Annotated in this window: 7 protein-coding genes and 1 tRNA gene; all 8 read right to left on the minus strand. The window is 64.6% G+C overall.

Annotation, left to right across the window (positions count from 1 at the left end):
* On the minus strand, nt 1-165 hold a 165-nt coding region (locus ACIQ42_RS16535), incomplete at its 3' end, for a biopolymer transporter ExbD (RefSeq protein ID WP_397423346.1).
* 5 nt (nt 166-170) lie between these two features.
* On the minus strand, nt 171-1,082 hold the full coding sequence (locus tag ACIQ42_RS16540) for a MotA/TolQ/ExbB proton channel family protein (protein WP_397423342.1): 912 nt from the start codon (nt 1,080-1,082) through the stop codon (nt 171-173).
* A 541-nt stretch (nt 1,083-1,623) separates the two neighbouring features.
* Nucleotides 1,624-1,699, minus strand: a tRNA-Phe gene (locus ACIQ42_RS16545).
* A gap of 77 nt (nt 1,700-1,776) precedes the next feature.
* Nucleotides 1,777-1,947, minus strand: coding sequence for a DNA gyrase inhibitor YacG (locus ACIQ42_RS16550; RefSeq protein WP_397402565.1), 171 nt, complete (start codon nt 1,945-1,947; stop codon nt 1,777-1,779).
* A complete protein-coding gene (locus tag ACIQ42_RS16555; protein ID WP_397423343.1) occupies nt 1,944-2,984 on the minus strand; it encodes a ribonuclease E/G in 1,041 nt (346 codons plus the stop codon). The genes ACIQ42_RS16550 and ACIQ42_RS16555 overlap by 4 nt, the downstream gene beginning before the upstream one ends.
* Nucleotides 2,981-3,565 carry a Maf family protein gene (locus ACIQ42_RS16560; protein ID WP_397423344.1) on the minus strand — a complete coding sequence of 195 codons (585 nt, stop codon included), beginning with the start codon at nt 3,563-3,565 and terminating at the stop codon, nt 2,981-2,983. Before ACIQ42_RS16560 ends, ACIQ42_RS16555 begins: the two co-directional genes overlap by 4 nt.
* A 5-nt stretch (nt 3,566-3,570) precedes the next feature.
* Nucleotides 3,571-3,789, minus strand: a complete 219-nt coding sequence (locus ACIQ42_RS16565; protein ID WP_397402559.1) for a translation initiation factor IF-1 — start codon at nt 3,787-3,789, stop codon at nt 3,571-3,573.
* A gap of 91 nt (nt 3,790-3,880) precedes the next feature.
* Nucleotides 3,881-4,250: low molecular weight phosphatase family protein (locus ACIQ42_RS16570; protein WP_397423345.1), on the minus strand; the 370-nt coding region annotated here is incomplete at its 5' end.

Consider the following 4,250-nt stretch of genomic DNA (forward strand, 5'->3'; position numbering starts at 1 on the left):
CGCAGGCGGAAGTGTGACTTTAACGGTCACACTCGCCAGCGGCGCAGCCACCATGAAGATGATCAGCAGAACCAGCATCACGTCCACGAAGGGCGTGACATTGATGTCGGCCATCGCCTCTTCCTGATTGCGCCCGCCCCCTCCGCTCGAGAGTTTGGCGGCCATTTAGGTTACGCTCCCTTATCGAGCTGCCGCGAGATCGCGTTCATCAACTCGGCGACGAACCCTTCCGAGCGGGCGCCGTAGGTCGAAATCTTCGTCTGGAAGAAGTTATAGAAGATAACCGACGGAATGGCGGCGAACAGACCCAGGCCCGTGGCGAGAAGCGCCTCGGCGATACCGGGGGCGACGACGGCCAGGTTGGTGGTGTTGGTGTTCGCGATCCCGATGAACGAGTTCATGATCCCGTAAACGGTGCCGAACAGACCGATGAACGGACCGTTGGAACCCACCGACGCCAGATACTGCATGCCGCCCGAGAGGCGACGCGCCAGTGCTGCCTGAACCGCGCTAACCGCATGTTCAGCGCGGGCGAGCGTGGTTTCACGGTGTTCGCCCACGATCGAGAGCCCGGCCTGGCGGCTGAGTTCGATCTCTTGGGCGGCCGCGGCGGCCATATCGGCCAGCGGGTTACCGTCGAACTCTTCCGACAGAGCGATCTTGCTCATGTCGTTCACCGATTTGGCGCCGCGGAAGTTCTCCACGAAGGTGTCCGAGACGCGGTTCAGAGCCCGGAACTCGAAGATCTTGGTGACGAGAATGGTCCAGCTCAGGATCGAGGACAGAGCCAGGCCGATCATGATGATCTTCACAACCGGGTCGGAGTCCATGAACATGGTGCCGACATTGAGCTGACCGGCATTCTTCATGGTGGGCGGATCGGCCGGAGCCTCGGGGGCAGCAGCTGCGGCATCAGCCGCAGGGGCAGCAGCTGCGGCGTCAGCCGCAGGAGCGGCAGCTGCGGCGTCAGCCGCAGGAGCAGCAGGGGCGGCGGCGTTCTGAGCGAACGCCGGAGCGCTCAGACTCAACGCCATGGCGCCGAGGAGAGCGGAAAATGTGATCTTCAGTTTGTTGTCGAGCATCTGTCGCCAGTTCCTGGTTGATCTTGCACGATTGGCCGGAGGGTCGTCGCGCGAGAGCGTCTCTACCCTAGTTGAAACATGACCCCTGCCCCAACTCGCTTGCGCGCGCCAGAACAAAGAGCCGCTATCGCTGCGCCCGACCCGGAATGCTGATCCCGACGGTGCGTTGGGACTGGCGCTTCAGAGGTGCGGACGGCCTTGGGCCTCCAAGGAGGACCCAAAGTCTTACCGCTTTGTTAGGAAGCGGCTTCGACCCTTTGGCAACCCTGCAACGAGGCGTCAAGGGGCAGAAGTATTCGAATTCCATGACATACCGTCATCTGAACTACTCAATTGTGCGCTGCACACTTCGGATGCGCCGAACGCTCTTCGATTGATCATCTGCAGGAGCGAAAAAGTATTGCACTGCAGCATTTTCGCGAAACCGGGATCGCACGACATTCGCCGGGCCTGCCGCTTGTTTTCGTGGCGCGATTGATCCGTCACCGACTGGGCCGCCCGAGACCCAAGTTCTTGCGGAAGTTGCGATCTGGGAGAAGGGTGGTGCCTGGGGGCGGATTCGAACCACCGACACGCGGATTTTCAATCCGCTGCTCTACCAACTGAGCTACCCAGGCTTGGGCCCCGTCCTCGCGGGAGCCGCGTCTATAAAAGAGCCGTCCCGCGAAGTCCAGCGACCGCTGGCGCGCGTTTTTCAGGCGCCTGATGGATCCGACGATCCCGACGCCTCGGGATCATCGTCGTCCTCGACGGGTACGGCGTATCGGCCGCTCAGCCAGCGTTGAAGATCAACGTCGGCGCACCGCCTTGAACAGAAAGGCTTGTAGGCGGCATCGACGGTTTTCCCACAGATCGCGCAACTCATGTGGCGCTCACGTCGATTCGATCATCGGGATAGTCCGCCACCTCGGACAATGTGAGGCGCGCGCCGAACCGCGCCGCCAGGGCTGCCATCCAGGGTCCGGTTTCTCTGGCGACCGCCGGTGCGCACCTGGCTGTAAGACGGGCGGCCGGCTGCGCCAGCGCTTCGGTCTCCAGGCGTCGGATCAACCTCTGGGCAAGGGTGCGGTCACTCAAGGCTCCGCCCGGCTGACGAAGACGGTCCAGGAGAGGTCGGGTTCGCCGCGGGATCAGCAATTCCAGGGTCCCGAAGCGGCTGATCGGGCCGAACGCCACGCCGGGGTTATCCGCCGCAAAGGCCAGCCGCGCCGCCGCCAGCAAGGCAGCGCCATCGTGACCCCGCCCCGCCAGATCAATCACCACAATCCCGCCCAGTCCCTTCAGTCGAAGCAGGCGCGCCGCCTCGGTCAGCCCAGCCAGGTTGGCCTGACGCGTCGCGCGCTTGGCGTCTCCGCCCTTGCGTTCACCCAGATCAATGTCGATGGCGGTCAGGGCCCGGGTGGGCTCGATCGCCAGGGTCCCGCCGCCGGGAAGCGGATGTAACGTCTCAAGGGCTTCCGCCTCGGCCTCATCGGCGATCACGCGAGCCTGTGCATCCTCGCGTATGGGGGCGTCGCGCGCGATCCGCTGCAGGGCCTCGGCAACGCCGTCCGGCCTGGCGAGAAGTCGTGGAGCCCCCTCCCCCGCTCCAAGGTAGCGCGTTGTCGCCAGTTTTCCATCGCGCGGCTCGCTACGGATCTCGACCTCTATGGCGGCGCCACGGACAGGACGCGCCTCTGGCTTGAAGGGCATGATCGCCTCAAGGCCGCCCCCGAGGTCCAGAAAGGCCGTCGCCAGGGCCGGCTCCAGGTTCGCAACCCGCGCGATCAGCCGCGCGCCCAGGCCCAATCGGGGGTCATCGTCATCCCGGTGGATCAGCAGGCGTTCGGGACGGCCGTCCAGAGCGAGCACGCCCCGGGTCTCGCCGACCCCGCGATCCAGATAGATGACCCTGTCCGTCATCTGGGTGCGTAGCCGAGGCCGGTCAACAGACTGACCGTCTCATATAGCGGCAGCCCGACAACGCCGGAGTACGAACCCTGAAGCGCCATCACCAGGGCCGCAGCCCGCCCCTGGATTGCATAACCACCTGCTTTGCCGATGCCCTCGCACGAGGCCACGTAGGCATCCAGGTCAGCTTTGGAAAACCGTTTGAAGTGAACGCGGGTCTCGACCAGTCGGCTGGCGCCGCGGCCACCCGGTGCGACGACCGCAACACCCGTCAGCACGCGATGGGCGCGACCGGAAAGCCGCGTCAGGCACTCGCGGACCTCCTGATCATCGGCCGCCTTCGGCATCATCCGTCGGCCCAGGGCGACCACGGTGTCTGCTGCGAGCACAAAGGCTTCCGGTTCCCGCTCTGCAACCAGCCGGGCCTTTGCCAGCGCAAGTCGAAGCGCCAGGCGTCTCGGGGTCTCGTCCCGCAACGGCGCCTCGTCCAGATCCGCCGGATCAATGGCGTCGGGCACGATCCCGACCTGCGCCAGCAGGTCCAGGCGACGCGGGCTGGCCGACGCCAGAACAAGACGATGCGACACAGGCATGCCGATCAACCGACAAGCAGTGTGATCGCGCCTCTTGTGAGGTCGTAGGGTGTCGACTCCACAAGCACATGATCACCCACGCCTGGCATGACGTCCGCCGGTCGATAGGTGTCAGAAAGCGTGGCGACCATTTCGCGACTGTTCTCGAGTTTGACGAGGAACATGGTGTTGGGAAGCGCCTCGCTGACGACGCCAGCAAACACCAGAAGCTCCGCCTTCGACATTCGATCTCCAGGGTCGCCGTGTCGCGGGACCCGCCACCAGCGGCGACGCTAGCACAGCCGCGCCAGCGCCGAAACGCCCGCGTCCCGGCGATCAACGGGCAAACCTCTTCGCGATCCTTGCCGCCAGTCCGTCTCGAACCTGCCGATAGGCCTCCAGGCGGTTGCCCCGGGAGCCCTCCGTCAAGGTCGGATCATGGGTGGGCCAGTATTCGATGTCCGCCGCGCGGCCTCGCGCCAGTTCGACGGCCCGGTGCTGCGCCTCCGGCGTCAGCGACACCACCAGATCAAACGAGTCGTCCTCAAGATCGTCGAACACCTTGCAGCGATGTCGGCTGATATCGAGACCGATCTCCTTCATGACCTCGGCCGCCAGCGGGTCAACCTCGAGGTCATCGGTATCGGGATCGAATGACGCACGACGCAGGCCGCAACTGTCCACGAAGATCCGTACGCCGCCGAAC

Origin of the sequence: Phenylobacterium sp., from assembly GCF_044372605.1 — a bacterium.
GTDB lineage: Bacteria > Pseudomonadota > Alphaproteobacteria > Caulobacterales > Caulobacteraceae > Phenylobacterium.

What these genes read in the sequence shown, in the direction of transcription:
- ACIQ42_RS16565 (WP_397402559.1), bottom strand. Translation starts at nt 3,789, where the DNA reads ATGTCGAAGGCGGAGCTTCTGGTGTTTGCTGGCGTCGTCAGCGAGGCG.
- ACIQ42_RS16555 (WP_397423343.1), bottom strand. Translation starts at nt 2,984, where the DNA reads ATGACGGACAGGGTCATCTATCTGGATCGCGGGGTCGGCGAGACCCGG.
- ACIQ42_RS16550 (WP_397402565.1), bottom strand. Translation starts at nt 1,947, where the DNA reads ATGAGTTGCGCGATCTGTGGGAAAACCGTCGATGCCGCCTACAAGCCT.
- ACIQ42_RS16560 (WP_397423344.1), bottom strand. Translation starts at nt 3,565, where the DNA reads ATGCCTGTGTCGCATCGTCTTGTTCTGGCGTCGGCCAGCCCGCGTCGC.
- ACIQ42_RS16540 (WP_397423342.1), bottom strand. Translation starts at nt 1,082, where the DNA reads ATGCTCGACAACAAACTGAAGATCACATTTTCCGCTCTCCTCGGCGCC.